18 protein-coding genes are annotated in these 18,762 nt (G+C 62.1%); 5 read left to right on the plus strand and 13 right to left on the minus strand.

Going from position 1 to position 18,762, the window contains the following annotated elements:
* The first annotated feature begins 20 nt into the window (after positions 1 to 20).
* Positions 21 to 608, plus strand: coding sequence for a glutathione S-transferase family protein (locus ACN0SW_RS00265; protein WP_417725883.1), 588 nt, complete (start codon positions 21 to 23; stop codon positions 606 to 608).
* Here the strand turns inward: ACN0SW_RS00265 and ACN0SW_RS00270 are convergent.
* Genes ACN0SW_RS00270 through ACN0SW_RS00280 form a run of 3 tightly spaced genes read right to left on the minus strand, consistent with a single transcriptional unit; the run spans position 584 to position 3,278 of the window.
* On the minus strand, positions 584 to 1,756 hold the full coding sequence (locus ACN0SW_RS00270) for a TIGR03862 family flavoprotein (RefSeq protein ID WP_417725884.1): 1,173 nt from the start codon (positions 1,754 to 1,756) through the stop codon (positions 584 to 586). The two genes, ACN0SW_RS00265 and ACN0SW_RS00270, sit on opposite strands and share 25 nt — an antisense overlap.
* Positions 1,753 to 3,084, minus strand: coding sequence for a mechanosensitive ion channel family protein (locus tag ACN0SW_RS00275; protein ID WP_417725885.1), 1,332 nt, complete (start codon positions 3,082 to 3,084; stop codon positions 1,753 to 1,755). The genes ACN0SW_RS00270 and ACN0SW_RS00275 overlap by 4 nt, the downstream gene beginning before the upstream one ends.
* Positions 3,084 to 3,278: a hypothetical protein gene (locus ACN0SW_RS00280; RefSeq protein ID WP_417726323.1), complete on the minus strand. Its 195-nt coding sequence runs from the start codon at positions 3,276 to 3,278 to the stop codon at positions 3,084 to 3,086. Before ACN0SW_RS00280 ends, ACN0SW_RS00275 begins: the two co-directional genes overlap by 1 nt.
* Between ACN0SW_RS00280 and ACN0SW_RS00285 the strand changes: the two genes are divergently transcribed.
* Positions 3,195 to 3,452: an HNH endonuclease gene (locus tag ACN0SW_RS00285; RefSeq protein ID WP_417726306.1), complete on the plus strand. Its 258-nt coding sequence runs from the start codon at positions 3,195 to 3,197 to the stop codon at positions 3,450 to 3,452. The genes ACN0SW_RS00280 and ACN0SW_RS00285 overlap by 84 nt on opposite strands.
* Before the next feature lie 138 nt (positions 3,453 to 3,590).
* On the opposite strand, the gene ACN0SW_RS00290 is transcribed toward ACN0SW_RS00285, so the two are convergent.
* The 6 genes from ACN0SW_RS00290 to rpiA form a co-directional block, all read right to left on the minus strand.
* On the minus strand, positions 3,591 to 5,000 hold the full coding sequence (locus ACN0SW_RS00290) for a Do family serine endopeptidase (RefSeq protein WP_417726307.1): 1,410 nt from the start codon (positions 4,998 to 5,000) through the stop codon (positions 3,591 to 3,593).
* 198 nt (positions 5,001 to 5,198) lie between these two features.
* Entirely contained in the window at positions 5,199 to 5,396 is a 198-nt protein-coding gene (locus tag ACN0SW_RS00295; protein WP_417725886.1) for a DUF2065 domain-containing protein, read from the minus strand.
* A complete protein-coding gene (hflC, locus tag ACN0SW_RS00300) occupies positions 5,393 to 6,265 on the minus strand; it encodes a protease modulator HflC (protein ID WP_417725887.1) in 873 nt (290 codons plus the stop codon). Before hflC ends, ACN0SW_RS00295 begins: the two co-directional genes overlap by 4 nt.
* A 4-nt stretch (positions 6,266 to 6,269) precedes the next feature.
* On the minus strand, positions 6,270 to 7,424 hold the full coding sequence (gene hflK, locus ACN0SW_RS00305) for an FtsH protease activity modulator HflK (protein ID WP_417725888.1): 1,155 nt from the start codon (positions 7,422 to 7,424) through the stop codon (positions 6,270 to 6,272).
* Between the two features lie 70 nt (positions 7,425 to 7,494).
* A complete protein-coding gene (gene gor, locus ACN0SW_RS00310; protein ID WP_417725889.1) occupies positions 7,495 to 8,850 on the minus strand; it encodes a glutathione-disulfide reductase in 1,356 nt (451 codons plus the stop codon).
* Positions 8,851 to 8,859: 9 nt separating this feature from the next.
* Positions 8,860 to 9,648 (minus strand): ribose-5-phosphate isomerase RpiA, encoded by a 789-nt coding sequence (gene rpiA / locus ACN0SW_RS00315; RefSeq protein WP_417725890.1) that lies wholly within the window; start codon positions 9,646 to 9,648, stop codon positions 8,860 to 8,862.
* A gap of 156 nt (positions 9,649 to 9,804) precedes the next feature.
* Here rpiA and ACN0SW_RS00320 point away from each other — a divergent pair, with 156 nt between their 5' ends.
* Complete coding sequence (locus tag ACN0SW_RS00320) at positions 9,805 to 11,319, plus strand: YifB family Mg chelatase-like AAA ATPase (RefSeq protein ID WP_417725891.1); 1,515 nt, start codon at positions 9,805 to 9,807, stop codon at positions 11,317 to 11,319.
* On the opposite strand, the gene ACN0SW_RS00325 is transcribed toward ACN0SW_RS00320, so the two are convergent.
* The 4 genes from ACN0SW_RS00325 to rsmI form a co-directional block, all read right to left on the minus strand.
* Positions 11,306 to 12,184, minus strand: coding sequence for an alpha/beta hydrolase (locus tag ACN0SW_RS00325; RefSeq protein WP_417725892.1), 879 nt, complete (start codon positions 12,182 to 12,184; stop codon positions 11,306 to 11,308). The genes ACN0SW_RS00320 and ACN0SW_RS00325 overlap by 14 nt on opposite strands.
* On the minus strand, positions 12,181 to 13,119 hold the full coding sequence (gshB, locus tag ACN0SW_RS00330) for a glutathione synthase (RefSeq protein ID WP_417725893.1): 939 nt from the start codon (positions 13,117 to 13,119) through the stop codon (positions 12,181 to 12,183). The genes ACN0SW_RS00325 and gshB overlap by 4 nt, the downstream gene beginning before the upstream one ends.
* Before the next feature lie 59 nt (positions 13,120 to 13,178).
* Entirely contained in the window at positions 13,179 to 13,613 is a 435-nt protein-coding gene (locus ACN0SW_RS00335; protein ID WP_417725894.1) for a YraN family protein, read from the minus strand.
* Positions 13,614 to 13,711: 98 nt separating this feature from the next.
* A complete protein-coding gene (gene rsmI, locus ACN0SW_RS00340) occupies positions 13,712 to 14,584 on the minus strand; it encodes a 16S rRNA (cytidine(1402)-2'-O)-methyltransferase (protein ID WP_417725895.1) in 873 nt (290 codons plus the stop codon).
* 96 nt (positions 14,585 to 14,680) lie between these two features.
* Between rsmI and ACN0SW_RS00345 the strand changes: the two genes are divergently transcribed.
* Positions 14,681 to 15,856: a penicillin-binding protein activator gene (locus ACN0SW_RS00345; protein WP_417725896.1), complete on the plus strand. Its 1,176-nt coding sequence runs from the start codon at positions 14,681 to 14,683 to the stop codon at positions 15,854 to 15,856.
* A gap of 46 nt (positions 15,857 to 15,902) precedes the next feature.
* Positions 15,903 to 18,668, plus strand: coding sequence for a [protein-PII] uridylyltransferase (locus ACN0SW_RS00350; RefSeq protein ID WP_417725897.1), 2,766 nt, complete (start codon positions 15,903 to 15,905; stop codon positions 18,666 to 18,668).
* Positions 18,669 to 18,762: the final 94 nt, after the last annotated feature.

Here is an 18,762-nt window from a genome sequence, read left to right on the forward strand (position 1 = left end):
AACCGAACAGGGAAAATCTCATGTATGACGTCATTGGCTCTCGGGCCAGCCGGGCCTTTCGTGTGCTCTGGCTGCTTGAGGAAATGGGTGTGGATTACAACCATCTGGCCGTCGCGCCCGGATCACCCGAGGCGCTGGCCGCCAACCCATCGGGCAAGATCCCGGCACTGCGCGATGGCGATGCAGTGCTGACCGACTCCACCGCGATCATGACCTATCTTGCGGACAAGCATGGGCAGTTGACCCATGCCCCCGGCACCGTCGCGCGGGCGCGTCAGGATGCGTTGACGCATCAAATTCTTGATGAAATCGACGGCACGCTCTGGACCGCCGCCCGCCATAGCTTTGTCCTGCCCGAAGAGCACCGTGTGCCCGCCGTCAAGGAGTCGCTCAAATGGGAATATGCCCGCAATATCGCGCGGCTGTCCGAGGCTTTCACCGGTCCTTTTCTGCAAGGCGAGACCATGACCATCGCGGACATCCTGCTGGCGCATTGCCTGATGTGGGCGGGCAAGGCCGGATTTCCCGATCCGGGCGCAAAGCTGACGGATTATCTGGCGGTGATGGCGGCGCGCCCGGCCTGTCAGCGCGCCTCGGTGCTGTCCTGAGCATAGGCCGCCGCATGGCGGCCAGCCCAACGCCCGGTGGCAAGACAGGCGGTCAGCAAATAGCCGCCTGTCGGTGCCTCCCAATCGAGCATTTCCCCGGCGGCAAACACGCCGGGGCGCGCGCGCAGCATAAGCCCCGCGTCCAGCGCCTCGAACCGCAGCCCGCCTGCGGTCGAAATCGCCTCGTCCATCGGGCGCGGACCTGTCAGAGGCACGTTCAAACCTTTGAGCATACTGGATAAATCTTCGGAGCCACGGCCAAATTCCATCACCAGCGCCAGCTTGGCCGGATCAAGTTTCAGCCCCTTGCGTAACCGGTTCTTGAGGCTGTCACTGTCTCTGCCCCGCGCCAATCGTTCGGAAATCTGCCCCACGCTCAGATCCGGCAAGAGGTCCAGCACCAGTGGCGCGCCGTCGCGCAGCGCGGCGCTCACCTCATAGAGACCGCCCCCCTCAAGCCCTTGCGCCGAAATCACGAACTCTCCGCGTGATCGCAGCGGCCCGGCCTGTAGCTCCACACCTTTTACCGGGCTGCCGAAATGCCCCGTCATATGGGGTGACCAATCAACCAAGAATCCCATATTTGCAGGCTGAAACGGCGCCAATGCCTGCGCTTCGACATAGTGCGCCCATGCGCCATCCGATCCCAGCCGCGCCCAGCTTGCGCCGCCACAGGCCAGCACCGTGACCTGCGGGTTGACCACCTGCTCCCCCTCCGGCGTGTCGAACACCGCGCCGCCGTCCCAGCCGCGCCAGCGCCAGCGGGTGCGGATTTCGACCCCCAAGCCGTGCAACTCTGCCAGAAAACCGCGCAAGAGCGGCGAGGCTTTCATGGTCTTGGGAAAAACCCGGCCCGTGCTGCCGACAAATGTGTCCTGACCCAACCCTCGGGCCCAATCCTGCACGGCCTCGGGCCCAAAGGCGGCAAGCATCGGGCGCAGCGCCTCGGCGCGGGTGCCATAGGCCGCCAGAAACGCCTTGAAGGGCTCCTGCTTGGTCAGGTTCAGCCCGGATTTTCCGGCCATCAGAAACTTGCGCCCGACCGAGGGTTTTGCCTCGGCCACCACCACGCGCAGACCCGCCTGCGCCATCTCCTGCGCCGCCATCAGGCCCGCAGGCCCAGCCCCGATGACCAGCGCGTCGCTCATGCGGCCGGGGCTGCTGTGCCAGCCAATCCTCGGTGATGCACCACCCGCTGCGGATAGGGCATCTCTACGCCATGCGCGCGCAGCACGTTCCAGATCGAAAACAGCACGTCTGATTGATACTTGCCGGTCACGTCCTCGATCCCCTCGACCCAATATTCAACCGAGAAATCCACCCCGCTTTCGCCAAAGGCTTTCAATTCGCATTCGGGGGCGAATTTCCCGTTGGACAGCACTGCCGCGACTGCCGCGACTGCCGTCTCGACTATCGCCGGGATTGTATTGATATCGGTATCATAGCTCACTGAGAAAGCCGCCTCATAACGGTGCCTTTTGCCCGCATCCGAATAGTTTACCACGCGAGAGGTGATGAAATCCTCGTTCGGCACCACGATCCAGCGTCCGTCCACCGTTTCTAGAATGGCGGCGCGGGCGGTCATCTTGACGATGGTGCCCTCTTCCCCGTTGTCGAGCACCACGAAATCCCCCACCGTCGTCTGCCCCTCCAAGAGCAGGATGACGCCTGAGACAAAATTCGCCGCGATTTGTTGCAGCCCCAGGCCGATCCCAACACCCAAGGCGCCGCCCAAAACCGCAATCGCCGTCAGGTCGATCCCCATGATCGACATAAGCAGCAGGAAGGCTGCGCCGAAAATCACGATCTGGCTGGCCTTTATCGCCAGTTCGCGCGTTGCGGGGCGCAATTCCTGCTGGCGCTTGATGAAATCCTCTGACTGGCTGTTGGACCACCGCCCCAGCCAAAAGAGCAACGTCCCTGACACCGCCCCACGGATCAGCGCCAGCGCTGAGAAACTTATATTGCCCAGATCAACGGAAATCGCCGCCAGCCGTTCATTGGCCAATCCAAGCAGGTCAAAGAGATAGAGCAGCGCAACAGGCATCAGCACATAACGCCCCAGCATCCGCAGGAATGGATCAGTCAGGATTTCGCCTACAAAGATCCGCGCCGCGAGGACCAAAAACAGCCGCTTGCCAAAGGCGATCACATCACCCGAGCCAAAGATCTGGCGTGTTACACCCTCGCCAACCCCGGTCAGGCCATAGGCCAGAATCGGCATCAACAATGGCAGGAACATCAGCAAGAAACGCCGCGTCGAGGTGATCATGCCCTCTTGTCCGGCGGCGGGCATCAGCAGGTGGCTCAGGGCCGGGCGCACCCGGCGGCTGATCGCCACCGCCAAGAGCCAGGCCACCACCAACAGCGCGAATTGCGACCAAGCTGCGGGGCTCAAGAGCCAGCCCTTGGCCAAATCCCAGCCTTGCATGGCAAATCCAATCGCCTGCCCGATGATCTCCGGCTGTCCGTCCATCACACACCCCTTGCCTTTTGACCAAACCGCGCCATCCTCTTGCCCGCAGGCTGCACAAGGATCAAGTCAAACTGACGGAAATGCCGATTTGCCCGCTCTGCCAGCGCCCGATCCCGCCCGAGGCGCGCCAGAGCCTTCATCACCTTGTCCCCAAGCTCAAAGGTGGCAAGGGCGGTCCGGTCGTGCGTCTGCATCAGATTTGCCATAACGAGATTCACGCCACTCTGACTGAGGCAGAGCTTGCGCGCAATTATGCAACCATCGAGGCCTTGCGGGCCCATCCACGTCTGGTGAAATTCATTGATTGGGTGGCACAGCGTCCGCCCGGCTTTCATGCCAAGACCCCCGGCGCACGGCGCAAGCGCTAGGGCAGCGGGGGTAAGGGACAAGGGGCAAAGGGGCAGGGGGCAAGGGGTGCGACCCGTCTGTTGCAGATCGTCGCGCCCTGCCCAAACGAAAAAGGGCACCCCAACCGGGATGCCCTTTTCCTGTTTCAAGAGCCAAGCTTACTTGACGTCTTCAATCGACAGCGCCACGAACCGCGGATCGCCGGAACTGCGGACCAGCATCAGTAGCGATTTACGGCCCGCGTCCTTGGCCTCTGCGATCCGCTCATCCAGATCCGTGAGGCTCGCCACCTTTTGCTGACCGGCTTCGGTGATCACATCGCCCGCGCGCATGCCTTTTTCATAGGCCTCCGACAATTCATCTATATTGATCACAACCAAACCCTTGGCCGTGTTGTCCAGCTCCAGTTGATCACGCAGCTCGTCGCTGAGCGGCGTCAGAGTCAGGCCCAGAATGGTCTTTTCGACCGGTGCTGCGGGGTTGTCCGGGCCGGGCTGCGCCACAGGAATCGCGCCTTCGGCCTCTTCTCGGCGGCCCAGTGTGATCTTGAGCGTGGTGGTCTTGCCCTCACGGAACACAACCACGCGCACGGTCTTGCCGACCTCAGTGTTGCCCACGGTGCGCACCAGGCTGCGTGTGTCGGTTACGTCCTGACCGTCGAAGGACAGGATGACATCGCCTGCCATCATGCCCGCCTCTGCGGCAGGGCCCTCGGGCACATCCGTCACCAGCGCGCCTGCGGCCTTCTCCAGCCCCATCGCCTCGGCGACATCTGCTGTCACATCCTGAATGCGGACACCCAGCCAGCCGCGCCGCGTCTCGCCGAATTGCTGCAACTGATCGACCACCCGCTTGACCACGTTCGACGCCATGGAAAAGCCGATCCCGATCGAGCCGCCCGTGGGGCTGAGGATCGCAGTGTTGACCCCTACGACCTGGCCGTCGAGATTGAACAGCGGTCCGCCCGAGTTGCCCCGGTTGATCGCCGCGTCGGTCTGGATGTAATCGTCATAGGTGCCGCTCAGCGCGCGGTTGCGCGCCGAAACGATCCCTGCCGAGAGCGAGAACCCCTGACCCAGCGGGTTGCCCATGGCCAACACCCAGTCACCCACCCGTGCGGTGTCGCTGTCGCCAAAGCTGACATAGGGCAGGGGCTTTTCCGCCTTGACCTTGAGCAGGGCGATATCGGTCTTGGGGTCGGTGCCGATCACTTCTGCGGCCAGAGTTTCTCCGGAAAAGAACTCGATGATGATCTCATCGGCACTTTCGATCACATGGTTGTTCGTCACCACGAACCCATCCTCGGAAATCACAAAGCCGGAGCCCAGCGCAGACGAGCGCTGTGGCCGGTTGCCTTCGCCCTGACGTTCACGGAATTGGTCGAAGAAATCCTGAAAGGGCGATCCTTCGGGAACGATGGGCGAGGGGCCAGAAGGCCGCTCGACCACGGTCGAGGTGGTGATGTTGACCACTGCCGGGCTGATCTTGTCGGCCAGATCGGCAAAACTGTCGGGCCGCGCCTGTGCCGTGATCGCCTGCGCTATCAAGAAGCCCATCATCAGGGCCATGACCCATAGCGCGCGCAGGCCTTGCGGAATGGATCGTGTTTCGGAAATCGTTTGGGGGCTCACACCAATATCTCCCTTGGTTCGTACATCGGGCGGCACACGCGCACCGCTCTTCCTCTTGAATGTAGGTGCCTCGTGCCAGATCGCAAAGGATGCAATATCACGTCACGGTCATGTGACTGCTTTGTTTGGGCGAAATCAAGCGCCAAGGGTCTTGGCCGCCCAGACAAGGATCAAGCCCAGAACCAGCGCAATCGCCCCCATCAGCCGCCGCGCTTCAATCGGCAACGACGTCAGCGCGAGCAGCATCTGTTCAACAAGCGAAGGGGCCAGCACATAGACCAGCCCCTCCACAATAAGCACCAGTCCCAACGCCAAAAGCGCGGTTTCGATCATTCTGGCGCGGTTCCTGACCGCAAATAGTCAAAGAATTCGCTATCTGGCGTCATTACCATCGAAGAATTGCTGCCGCTCAGCGCTTTTTCATAGGCTTCAAGAGACCGGTAAAAGGCATAGAACTCTTGGTCCTGCCCATAGGCCCCGGCATAGATTGCGCTGCGCTCGGCATCGGCCTCGCCTCGGATCACCTGCGCTTCGCGCTCGGCATCCGATAGTGTCTCTGTCACGGTTCTGTCCGCCAGCGCGCGCACCCGCTGCGCCGCCTCGTTACCACGCGCGATCTCGTCGGCGGCTTCCCGCTCACGCTCGGCCCGCATCCGGGCAAAGGTGGCGTCAAGATTCTGCTCGGGCAGGTTGGTCTGTTTCAGGCGCACGTCCACGACATCCAGACCCAGACCTTCGGCGCTGCGTTGCGCCTGGCGCTGAATGCGGCGCATCAACTCGCGGCGATCTTCTGACAGAATTGTGTCTGAAGTGACCTGATCGGCCCCCAGAACCTCGCGGATTTGCGCATTGAGAACAGACGACAACCGGTCCTCTGCCACCCGCAATCCGCCCACACCGACGGCCTGCCGGAACTGCACCACATCCGCAATCCGGTAACGGGCAAAGGCATCAACCACCAGACGCCGGTCATCTGACGGCGTGACCTCGATCGTTTCAGTGTCCAGCGACAGGATGCGGTCGTCATAGCGCACCACTTCCTGAATGAAGGGGATCTTGAACGACAGGCCGGGTTCTTCCTGAACGGATTTGATCTGGCCAAACTGCAAAACCAGCGCCTTTTCGCGCTCATCAACCACATAGACCGAGGACAGGCCCAAAAAGCCCAGAATGACCACAAACGGAATTAGAAATTTAGTCATGTTCTTAGTTCCCCTGACCTGTCGTGGTGCGGCGCAGCTCATTCAGCGGCAGATAGGGCACGACACCATTGCCACCGCCCTCTGACCCGACAATCGAACTGTCCAGGATGGTCTTGTCGATATCGCCCAGAACCCGCTCCATCGTTTCCAGATACAGACGCTTGCGCGTCACATCCGGCGCTTTGGAATACTCTGTCAGAACCGAGGTGAACCGGCTCGCGTCACCCTGTGCCTCATTGACCACACGGGCGCGGTAGCCCTCTGAATCCTCCAGGATCTGTGCGGCCTGACCGCGGGCCTCGGCCAGCGCCCGGTTGGCATAGGCATCCGCCTGACGTTGCAGCCTGTCACGCTCTTGCTCGGCGGCCTGCACTTCGCGGAAGCTGTCGATCACTTCGCGCGGCGGATCGGCCTTGTCGAGGTTGACCCGGACAATTCGGATCCCGCTGTTATATTCATCCAGAGATTCCTGAATATTCTGCATCGCCGTATCAGCGATGATCCCACGATCACGGTTGAGAATGGGCGCCAGATTGGACGCCGCGATAATTTCGCGCATCACGGATTCCGACACCGCCTGCACCGTCAATTGCGGATCGCGGATGTTGAACAAGAGCTTGCCCGGATCGGAAATGTTCCACACCACCTGAAAGCCGATATCGACGATATTGGCATCGGTGGTCAGCATCAGACCGCCTTCGCGCCCGCCGGTGCTGCGTCCGATATCCTCGGTCCGTTCCGAGGTCACATTGACAATTTCCGCCGTGACCACCGGCCAAGGGGCAAAGTTCAGACCCGGATTTCCGGTTTTGTAATACTCGCCCAGAAACAATTCGACCGACTGCTCCTCAGGCTTGACCGTGTAGACGCTGGCAAAGACCCAGAGCGCCACCGCCCCAAGAACCGCAAGACCAATCGTGCCCTTGCCCAATTGCGGGCCACCTTCGCCGCCCGTGCCACCGCCGCTGCGATTGCCGCCACCGCGTCCGCCCATCAGAACGCGCAGTTGATCCTGACCCTTGCGTACCAGCTCGTCGATCTCAGGCAGTTGCGGACCGCCTTCGGGGGGGCGGCGACCGCCCCCGTTTTTGCGGTCGCGATCATCGCCGCCGCCCGAATTTCCGCCGCCGCCCCATGGGCCGCCAGAGTTTCCAGCCATACGTATGTCTTCCCTTGTTGTTCTGCCGTTCCCCGGCTTGTCTCACAACCTGTGCAGTACAGGCGAAAAATCAAGTCGTCCGAACAGGCGTTTTCATCGTTACCAGTTCTTCCGACATGGTCGGATGCACCGCCACGGTGCGGTCAAAATCCTCTTTTGTCGCCCCCATCTTGACGGCAATGCCCGCAAGCTGGATCATTTCCCCTGCGCCGGGTGCTACGATATGACACCCCAGAACCTTGCGGTTTTGCTGGCTCACGATCAGTTTCATCAGCACCCGATCCGCCCGCCCGGCAAAGGCACTCTGCATCGGGCGGAACGAGGTCGCATAGACTTCGATCGGCTCTTGTTCGCGTGCCGCCTCTTCGCTCAGCCCCACCGTACCCATCTCGGGCTGGGTAAAGATCGCCGTCGGGATCAGCGCGTGATCGACCGGCGTCGGGTTGCCGTTGAACACGGTCTCGACAAAGGCCATCCCCTCGCGGATTGCCACTGGCGTGAGGTTAACCCGGTCGGTCACATCGCCAATCGCATAGACCGACGGCACGCCAGTCTGGCTATACTCATCCACCACGATCTCGCCTTTGCGCCCTATGGCCACGCCTGCGGCCTCCAGCCCCAGATTTTCGGTGTTGGGCGCGCGCCCGGTGGCAAACATCACCTGCTCGAACACGGCCTCGCTGCCGTTGGTGCCGGTCACTCGATAGCCGCCCTCGACCTGCTCCATGCTCTCGATATTAGTGCCCAGATGCAACGTGATCCCCGAGGCGATCATCTCGTCCGAGACCAACCCCCGCGCCTCTTCGTCAAACCCGCGCAGGATCTGCGCGCCACGATAGAATTGCGTGACCTGCACCCCCAACCCATTGAGGATACATGCGAATTCACAGGCGATATAGCCGCCGCCAATGATCAGGATCGACTTGGGCAGCGTCTCCAGATGGAAAATATCATTGCTGGTGATCGCATGCTCGGCCCCCGGCAGATCCGGTTTCACGGGCCGCCCGCCGGTGGCGATCAGGATATGCTTGGCGCTCTTGCGCGTGCCATCCGCCAATTCGACCGTATGCGGATCGACCAGACGTGCCCGGCTGTCATAGGTCTCGACCCCGTTGTTGTTCAGGATACCGCGATAGACGCCTTCGAGCCGGTCCAGTTCCGCATGCAGCTTGCCCCGGAATGTGCCCCAGTCAAACCCGCCCGCATGCACGGTCCAGCCATAGGCCTGCGCATCCGCCATCGCCCCGCGATATTCTGACGCAAACACCATCAGCTTTTTCGGCACGCAGCCGCGAATGACACAGGTGCCGCCATAGCGGTCCTCTTCGGCCAGCGCCACGCGCGCGCCGCCCTGCGCCGCGACCCGCGCCGCCCGCACGCCACCTGAACCGCCACCGATCACGAAAAGATCATAGTCGAACGCCATGCCCGCCCCTCAGTCTGTCAAGTCGCGAAAGAGATTGTCGGTCTCGACGAAATCAAGCCGATCTTCCTCGACTGTGCCCTCGTTGATGTCGCGTGTCTCGACCCGCCCGTCACCATAGCCCAGAATGACCACATCGCAGATATCAAGAAATAGCCCGTTCTCCACCACCCCCGGCATCTGATTGAGCGCCATCGAAAGCTGATGCGCATTGCCGATCCGGCCCAGATGCAGGTCGATGATGTAATTGCCCTCATCGGTGATAAAGGGCCGCGCGCCGTTCATCCGCAGGGATGCGGTCCGCCCCAGCACATCTACGTTGATCAGCAATTCCTCGACCAGCGATTTCGTGGTCTGCCAGCCAAACGGGATCACCTCGACCGGAAGAGGAAACGCGCCCAGGGTTTCGACCTCTTTGCCGACATCGGCGATCACGATCATCTGGTCGCTCGCGGTCGCCACGATCTTTTCCTGAAGAAGCGCGCCGCCGCCGCCTTTGATCAGGTTGAGATTGCTGTCAAACTCATCCGCCCCGTCAATCGTCAGATCCAGCCACTTGGCCTCATCAAGGCTGATCACCTCGATTCCGACCTCGCGCGCCAATTCGGCGGTGCGCGTCGATGTGGGCACGCCGCGAATGCGTAAACCGCCTTCGCGCACCAACTCCCCCAGACAGCGCACCATCCACGCAGCGGTTGATCCCGTGCCAAGGCCCACGCGCATCCCGTCCTCGACGAAATCCACCGACCGCTTGGCGGCAACAAACTTGGCCTTGTCGATAGGCGACAATTCTCCGGTCATGGCAGCGACTCCCAGCATGTTTCGCTGGGGTTATAAGAGAGATGCAGCGCAGGTGCGAGACCGAATTCGCCCGCATCGGCGCGACTGCGCGCGTTAACCATTCCTAAACCCCTGCCGGGCTAGGCCTTAACCATGTTCTAAGCGATAGGGAACCGCATGGTTGCGCGCGCTTACACCGTGGCGTTTGAGGGGGTCGAGGCAAGGCCGGTCGAGGTGCAATGCGCCATCACCCCGGGGGTGCCCGCGTTTTCGCTCGTGGGCCTGCCCGACAAGGCCGTGTCCGAGGCGCGGGACCGGGTGCGCGCGGCGCTCTCCTCCATGGCCATCGCCCTGCCGTCCAAGCGGATCACCATCAACCTCTCACCTGCCGACATGCCCAAAGAAGGGAGCCATTTTGACCTGCCCATCGCGCTTGCCCTCTTGGCTGCGCTCGAAATCATTCCGCATGACGCGGCAGAGGGCACAACGGCTCTCGGAGAATTATCGCTCGACGGGACGCTCATCGCAGTGATCGGCGCGCTTCCCGCCGCCATGGCCGCCGCCGAGGAAAACCGCGTCCTGCTCTGTCCCAAATCCTGCGGCCCCGAGGCGGCATGGGTCGGCGCGGTGCAGGTGATCGCTGCCGCCTCGCTGGCCGATGTGGTGCGCCACTATACCGGACAATCTCCCATCGCAGCCTCTGAACCCGGCGAGGTGATCGCGGCCCCGACCGCCCGTGATCTGCGCGACGTCAAGGGGCAGGAACGTGCCAAACGCGCGCTGGAAATTGCGGCGGCTGGCCGTCACCACCTGATGATGATCGGCACACCGGGCTCTGGAAAGTCCATGTTGGCGGCCCGTCTTCCGGGCATCCTGCCACCGCTTTGCGCGCCTGAGGCGCTGGAAACCTCAATGATCCACTCCCTCGCCGGGCTGCTCACCGAGGGTGGCATCAACCGTGCTCGCCCCTTTCGCGAGCCGCATCACACCGCCTCGATGGCCGCCATCGTTGGCGGCGGGCGCAGCGCCAAACCCGGCGAAATCAGCCTTGCGCACAACGGCGTGCTGTTCATGGATGAATTCCCCGAGTTTCCACGCACCGTGCTCGAAACCCTGCGCCAACCGATCGAGACCGGCGAGGTCATGGTCGCGCGCGCCAACGCGCATGTGAAATATCCTTGTCGTTTCATGCTGGTCGCCGCCGCCAACCCATGCAAATGCGGCTATCTTTCTGACCCGGCCCGCGCCTGTTCCCGCGCGCCAAATTGCGGCGAGGATTACATCGGCCGCATTTCCGGCCCCCTGATGGACCGTTTCGATCTGCGCGTCGAGGTGCCGCCCGTGGCCTTCTCCGACCTTGATCTGCCCGCAGCGGGAGAGGACTCGACCACCGTCGCGGCGCGGGTGACGCGCGCGCGCGCCGTGCAGGCGGCGCGCTTTGCCGGGCACGCTCATATGCGGCTTAACGCCGATGCCGAAGGGGCCGTGCTTGATGATATCGCCACGCCCGATGCCGAGGGGCGCGCGCTTATCACGCGGGTTGCGACCCGTTTTGGCCTCACCGCGCGCGGCTATCACCGGGTTTTGCGTGTGGCGCGTACCATCGCCGATCTGGACGGCTCGGTGGATGTCCGCCAACCGCATGTCGCAGAGGCGGTCAGCTTTCGTGTGGCTGGCCTCAAAGAGACCTGATCCAGCCCGCCAGATCACGCAGGCTCGCCCCCGCCTCGGGCAATATGTTGTGAAAGATCGGCCAGACATGCGGGTGATCCGGCTTGACATCCAGCACGCTTTGCACCCCTTGCGCGCTCAGCACAGCCTGCATCCGCACCGCGTCGTCGCGCAGGATTTCCGTATCCCCCACCGTCATCCAGACCGGCGGCGCTCCCTCGAACCGGCCAAAGAGCGGCGAGGCGCGCGGGTCTTTGGGATCCTGTGCGCCCAGAAACATCCCGAGCATTTCCCCGATCCGGTCCGTTGTCAGCACGGTGTCGCGCGCTGCATTCTCTGTCACGGACGCCCCCGAATAGGTCACATCCGTCAACGGTGAAAAGGCAAACAAACCCATCGGCGGCGCAAGGCCCTGCGCGAGGATTTCATGCAGCAGCGCAAAAGCCAGCCCGCCGCCCGCACTGTCGCCGCCGATGATCACGTCATGCTCAGTGCGCAGCGCCCGGTAACAGGCCAGCGTATCCTCGATCTGTGCCGGAAAGGCATGCTCGGGCGCCAGCCGGTAATCGGGCAGACAGGCGGGCAACCCGGTCAGCGCCGACAGCTTGGCCAGCATCGCCCGATGCGTTGTCGACGAGCCAAAAACATAGGCCCCGCCATGCAGATAGAGGATCACAGGCCCGTGTGCCGCACCTCGTGCCTGCGCCCATTGAACGGACACCCCGCCGAGGTTCTCAAACCGAAATCTGCTGCCCCGAGGCGCATGAAAATAGAGCCTTGATTTGAACGCAAAGGACCGCCTCAGGCGGTCCTTGTCATGGCGTGCCAGCGCCGGCTTCTCAAACCAGCGCAGGTGGCGGTTGAGCAGCGTCAGTTGCCAGCTCATTCCCGCCGCCGGGCCGCGATGGCATCCCAGATCAGACCCGCACCGTTGGTGCCATCAAAGCGCTCCAATTCTTGCAGGCCTGTGGGCGAGGTCACATTGATCTCGGTCAGATAGTCGCCAATCACGTCGATCCCGACAAAAATCTGCCCTTTCTCGCGCAGAAGTGGCCCGATGGTGGCGCAAATCTCGCGGTCCCGGTCGGTCAGTTCGATCTTTTCGGCGCGCCCGCCCACATGCATGTTGGACCGGGTCTCGCCCTGCGCGGGCACGCGGTTGATCGCGCCGATCGGCTCTCCATCTACCAGAATCACCCGCTTGTCGCCCCGGGCGACGGCGGGCAGATATTTCTGCACGATCAGTGGCTCACGGCTGAACCCGGTGAACATTTCATGCAGGCTGGCCAGATTGCGGTCGCTCTCGGGCAGGTGAAACACCCCCGCGCCGCCATTGCCATAAAGCGGCTTGAGGATCACATCGCCATGCCGCGCCCGAAACGCCCGGATCGTGTCCAGATCACGCGCAATCGCGGTCGGCGGCATGAGATCCGGAAAATCGAGGATAAGCAGCTTCTCGGGATAGTTGCGCACCCAAAACGGATCGTTGGCCACCAGCGTGCCGGGGCTCAACCGCTGCAATATATGCGTTGTGGTGATGTAGAACATATCAAATGGCGGGTCTTGGCGCAGCCAAACCACGTCGAAGTCGCCCAGATCAACGGTCTGTTCATCGCCAAGGTGGAAATGGTCTCCCGCCACCCGTTGTACGGTCAACGGCCAGCCGCGTGCCGTGACCCGCCCCTCATCATAGGCCAGCCGGTCAGGCGTGTAATAAAACAGCTCATGCCCCCGCGCCTGCGCCTCTTCCGCCAGCCGGAATGTGCTGTCCCCATTGATGTTGATCGGCCCGATCGGGTCCATCTGAAAGGCGATTTTCATGTCTTGCCCCTTTAATACCGTCTTGCGCTTACATGCGGCATGCGGGCCGATCACGCAATTCAGAAATGACCAAAGGCATTTTCTAGGAGTCGCACAGCGCCTGTGCAATCCACCACCCCCAGATCAAAGCGCACCGGCGCCAATTGCCCCTCCGGCGTCAGGCCCAGATATTCCGAAGCGGCTGCGTAGATCCGCCGCATCTGCCCTTCATGCAGCCGCTGCAGCGCCAGATCGAACGTTGCCGCCTTTTTGACCTCGCAAAACACATAGGTCTCGGGTGCGCGCAGAATAAGGTCGATTTCGCCACTTTGTCCGCGCCAACGCTTGTGCAACAGGCACGCCCCCGATGCTTCATAGAGCCGGATCACACTTGCCTCCGCCGCCTGTCCCGAAAGATAGGCGCGCCGCCCGCGATCCTGCCGTTGCAACAGGCCAGACGGCCGCACAATCTCTGGCACGCCACGCGCTTCGAAATCAAAAGCCAGTTGTCGCATTACGTCCTCCGCACCGCTCAATCATCCATACCCCGCTACCGATCCATGAGCCGTCTTTGCATGTGGCTCAGCCCCGGTCGCTCAGCCCTTCTGCCGGTTCAATCCTCCTCTGCCCCCGGCGACCCGCCATCCGCCAACTGCAACGCACGTTGATAAACCTGCCGCCGCGGCAGCCCGGTGTCCGCCGCCACCAGATCCGCCGCATCGCGCACAGAATGTTCTTTCAGTGCGGCCACCACCATCAGATCTAGATCAACTTTCTTAATATTCTCCAAACCCCCGCGATCAATAATCACGACAATTTCACCTTTTGGTGGGGAATCGGCCCAGATTTGTGCCAGATCTTCCAGCGTCCCCCGCCGGATTTCCTCGAATTTCTTGGTCAGTTCCCGGCATACTGCCGCAGCGCGTGACCCTCCCAGCACCTCGGCTGCATCTCGCAGCATGGCCGCGACCCGCTTGGGTGATTCGTAAAACACCAGCGTCGCGGGCACTGCGGCCAACTCTTTCAGCACGGTTTTGCGCTTTGATGCGGTGTTGGGCAGGAACCCGGCGAATAAAAACCGGTCGGTCGGCAAACCGGCAAGGGTCAGCGCCGTGATCACCGCCGAGGGCCCCGGCGCCGAGACGAGATCGAAGCCCTCCGCCACCGCCGCGCGACCCAGATCGAATCCCGGATCGGCCACCATCGGTGTGCCCGCCTCAGAGGCGTAGACCACCGATTGCCCGTCCTTCAGCGCTGCCATGATCTTGGGGCGCATGCGCGCGCCATTGTGGTCATGATAGGGCCACATCGGGCGATCCCTGAGCGGCACGCCATGGATTTCCATCAACCGGCGCAGGCTCCGCGTATCTTCGGCCACCAGCACATCCGCCGAGGCGAGAATGTCGAGCGCGCGCAGCGTGATATCGCGCGCCGTCCCAATCGGTGTGGCAATGAGATATAGCCCACCGGCCAGTTTCTGCTGCATGGGATTCACCACTGGACCCGCTCCATATGACCGTTATGATTGTCCGCAATCGCGTCTGGCCATCGGCAAAGCGCAAAAAGGGAGTGAGAGATTAGCATGTTCGCCGTTTTATACACTATCTGCAAGTCATTCACCCGGCCGCTGATCCTGCTGGCCGCGCTCCTTCTCGCCGCATGCCAGCCGGTGCCCGTCGCCACGCCCGGTGGCGGTTCCGCGCTGTCCGGTCGGGTGCCGGTGGCGCTTCTGGTGCCGCATGGCAGCGCTGATGCGCAAGAGGCGCAGTTGGCGCGCGATCTGGAAAACGCGGCGCGGCTGGCGGTTTCTGATCTGGCTGGCGTCGAGATTGACCTGCGCGTCTATGGCACGGCCGGTCAGGCGCAACAGGCGCAGCAGGCCGCGCTCAACGCCGTTGCTGACGGCGCGCGTATCATCATCGGGCCGCTGCACGCCGAATCGGCCAATGCCGTGGCGGTCGCCATGGCGCCGCGCAACATCAACGTGCTGGCTTTTTCCAACAATCCGACCATCGCGGGCGGCAATCTCTTTATCCTCGGGCAGACCTTTCAGAACACTGCCAACCGGCTTGCGGATTTCGCCACCCGTCAGGGCAAATCCCGTATCATGGCGGTTTATTCCAACAATCTTGCCGGGGAACTTGGTCGCGCAGCCATTGAACAGGCGGTGCGCGATACCGGGGCGACACTCTCGGGCAGCGTTGGCTATGAATTCTCGCAAGAGGGGGTGATTGCCGCCATCCCCAACATCAAGCGCGCGGCCGACACCAATTCCGCCGATGCCATTTTCCTCACCGCCAATTCCGCCGGGGCTTTGCCGCTCTTTTCCCAGATGTTGCCGGAAAACGGGCTCGGCCCCGACCGGGTGCAATATATCGGCCTGTCGCGCTGGGATACCCCGCCGCAGACGCTTGATCTTCCGGGCGTGCAGGGCGGTTGGTTCGCCTTGCCGGACCCGGCGCGCGCCAGCCAGTTCATCTCGCGCTTCAGCGCGGCCTATGGCAACCTGCCGCATCCGATCGCAGGGCTCGCCTATGATGGAATCGCGGCGGTTGGTGCCTTGGTGAAAACCGGCAACCGCGAGGCGCTGGGCCGCACTGCGCTCATCCAGTCGGCGGGCTTTCAGGGGGTAAGCGGTGTCTTCCGCTTGCGTCCCGATGGCAGCAACGAACGCGGCTTGGCTGTGGCTACAATTCTCGACAAGCAGGTCACCATCCTGTCGCCCGCCCCCCAGAGCTTTGGCGGGGCCGGATTTTGAGCGACGTCATCGCCATGGCCTCTGAATAGGGTGTGAAACGCATAGCATGATGCAGGTCATTAAAGCGCGGGACGATCTGATCTGTGCCGCCGAGGATATTTTTGACATCCCCGCTGTCGCGGACGAAATCGCCCGTGCCGTGGCCGAGGCCGGCGGAGATATGGGCGCGCTGCGCCGTGCCGTCGTCGCCTGCCTTGGGGCGCGGATCAGCCAAGGCCGTGACGCCATCGCCAAAGGGCTTGCCGCCAAACCCTTCGAGGCCCGCCCCACAACCCGCGCCTATTGCTGGCTTACCGATTGCGTGATCCTGACCACGCTGGAAATTGCCACCCGCATCATGCACCCGCTGCCCAACCCGACCGAGGCCGAGCGCATCGCGGTCTTTGCCGTGGGCGGCTATGGGCGCGGCGAAATGGCACCGCATTCCGATGTCGATCTGCTCTTTCTCACGCCCTACAAGATCACCCCCTGGGCCGAGAGCGTGATCGAGTCGATGCTTTACATGCTCTGGGATCTGCGCCTCAAGGTGGGGCACGCCAGCCGCACCATCCGCGACTGCCTGCGCTTGGGCGGAGAGGATTACACCATTCGCACCGCGCTTCTGGAAAACCGCTTTCTGGCGGGAGAGGCGGCCTTGGCCGAGAAACTCAACCACCGCCTCTGGAACGACCTTTTCAAAGGATCCGAGCGTGCCTTTACCGAGGCCAAGCTCGAAGAGCGCGACGCCCGCCACGAAAAGCAGGGCGAGCGCTATATGGTCGAACCCAATGTCAAAGAGGGCAAGGGCGGGCTGCGCGACCTGCAATCCCTGTTCTGGATCGCCAAATATCTGCACCGCGTCCGCGACGTGAGCGAGCTTGTGGCGCTGGGCATGTTCACGCCCGAGGAGTTTGCCACCTTTGCCAAGGCCGAGAATTTCCTCTGGGCGGTGCGCTGTCACCTGCATCTGATCATCGGACGGCCCAATGACCAGCTGACCTTTGACATGCAGGTCGAAGTGGCGCAGCGCATGGGGTACAAGGACACTGCTGCCCGGCGCGGGGTCGAAATCTTCATGCAGGAGTATTTTCGCCACGCCACCGCGGTTGGCGATCTGACGCGCATCTTCCTGACCAAGCTTGAGGCGACACAGATCAAATCCGAACCGCTGTTGCAACGGCTCCTGCGCCGCCGCAAGACACTGAAAGAAGGCTATGCCGAGGTGCATGGCCGCCTTGGTATCGCTGATCCCAAGACCTTTCTTGCGGACCCGCTCAACCTGTTGCGGCTGTTTGAAGAAGGGTTGCGCACCGGCCTTTTGATCCATCCTGACGCGATGCTGTTGGTCTCCGCCAACATCAAGCTTATCGACGAGAGCATGCGCAACACCCCCGCCGCGCAAAAACTTTTTCTCGACCTGCTGCTGAAACACGGCAACCCTGAACGCGCGCTGCGGCGGATGAACGAACTGGGCGTGCTCTCGGCCTTTATCCCGGAATTCGAGCCGATCGTGGCGATGATGCAATTCAACATGTATCACCACTACACGGTGGATGAACATATCATCCAATGTATCAGCCATCTGGCCCAGATCGAGCGGCGCGAACTGATCGAGGAACTGCCCGTCTCCTCCTCTATCCTCAAAGAGGGGATCAACCGCCGCGTGCTCTATGTGGCGCTCTTGCTGCATGACATCGGCAAGGGGCGCGAGGAAGATCACTCGATCCTTGGCGCTCGGACCGCCCGCCGGGTGGGGCCCCGTCTGGGTTTGAAACCGCGCGAGGTGGACACCGTCGAATGGCTGGTGCGCTATCACCTCTTGATGTCCGACATGGCGCAGAAACGCGACATCGCCGATCCGCGCACCGTGCGCGATTTCGCCAAGGCGGTGCAAACCCGCGAGCGGCTCGACCTGCTACTCTTGCTCACTGTCTGCGATATTCGCGGCGTTGGCCCCGGCACCTGGAACAACTGGAAGGCCTCGCTCCTGCGCGCCCTCTACCGCCAGACCCGTCGCGCCATGGAAGGCGGGCTTGAGGATCTCAACCGCGAACAGCGCGGCTCGGATGCCAAGCGCAACCTGCGCGAGGCGCTGCCCGAGTGGGACGCGCGCGATCTCAAACACGAGACCGCCCGCCATTATCCGCCCTATTGGCAGGGGTTGCATGTCACTGCCCATGCGGTTTTTGCCCGGCTCCTGCGCGATCTCAAAGAGGACGAGATTGCCATTGATCTGGCGATTGACGAAGACCGCGATGCCACCCGCGCCTGTTTCGCGCTGGCCGATCATCCGGGCATCTTCTCGCGCCTCGCCGGGGCTTTGGCCCTTGTTGGGGCCAATGTGGTGGACGCGCGCACCTATACGTCCAAGGATGGCTTTGCCACGGCTGTTTTCTGGATACAGGACGCGGATGGGCATCCCTTCGAATCTGATCGCCTGCCGCGCCTGCGCAACATGATCCAGAAAACCTTGAAGGGCGAGGTGGTCCCCCGCGAGGCGATCAAATCCCGCGACAAGCTCAAGAAACGCGAACGCGCCTTCCGGGTGCCCACGCATATCACCTTTGATAATGATGGCTCGGAAATCTACACGATCATCGAGGTTGACACCCGCGACCGTCCCGGCCTGCTCTATGATCTCACCCGGACCTTGGCGGCGAACAATGTCTATATCGCCTCTGCCGTGATCGCGACCTTTGGGGAACAGGTGGTCGATACGTTTTATGTCAAGGATATGTTCGGGTTGAAATTTCACTCCGAGAGCAAACGCGTCGCGCTGGAGCGTAAACTCCGCGCCGCCATAACCGAAGGGTTCGAACGCGCCACAACCTGAGCCGGACAATCTGGACGGTCACGAGGTCAGCGATGGTGGTCGCGCGGCAGGCAGGGAGAGAAAAATAACGCCAAAGTCCAAGGAAGATTGTACT

The sequence above is a fragment of the Roseovarius sp. genome, assembly GCF_048262375.1.
Lineage (GTDB): Bacteria > Pseudomonadota > Alphaproteobacteria > Rhodobacterales > Rhodobacteraceae > Roseovarius.